Below are 477 nucleotides of genomic sequence, written 5' to 3'. Positions count from 1 at the left end.
CATACAGTTACATCGTTAACTGTATGTCACCCCATGCCTTCTCAACACTTTTGTCGCTGCAAACATACCGCACTGCGTATCCCTGCCGCGGCTGGTATCGCTGTTTGGCCTCTCATCTCTCGCTCCCCATATCAGCACAGGCAGATGAAATCCGGACGCAATCGCTGCGGCCACCTGTTCTTCTCCAAAATCACAAAACGGGATAAACAGAGCGTCAATTCCGGCGGTCCGGAATTTTTCTATGATTCTGCGCGTCTCATCCATATTCCAGCAGATTCCATTCTCACTGATATCATCAATATCCACAATTTCTACAGAATCAGAGAGAGTATTTCTGATCACCGCCATAAAACGCTCTTTCTGGCGAACCGCTTCTTCCATGCTCAGAAAGCTTCTCTTTGTCGGTGCCACTCCTAAAATGATTTTTTTCTTCTGCATTTTATCCTCCTATAGAATCAGGACGCCCTTTTCTTCCTC

At 46.8% G+C, this 477-nt stretch carries 1 protein-coding gene; it reads right to left on the bottom strand.

Annotated elements, in window-relative coordinates:
* Nucleotides 1–15: 15 nt before the first annotated feature.
* Nucleotides 16–438, bottom strand: coding sequence for a hypothetical protein (locus NE664_13640; GenBank protein MCQ4727675.1), 423 nt, complete (start codon nucleotides 436–438; stop codon nucleotides 16–18).
* Between the last annotated feature and the right edge of the window lie 39 nt (nucleotides 439–477).

The organism is Anaerotignum faecicola (genome assembly GCA_024460105.1).
Lineage (GTDB): Bacteria > Bacillota > Clostridia > Lachnospirales > Anaerotignaceae > JANFXS01.
The sequence above is the reverse complement of the archived record's forward strand: the minus strand, read 5'-3'. Positions and strand labels throughout refer to the sequence as shown.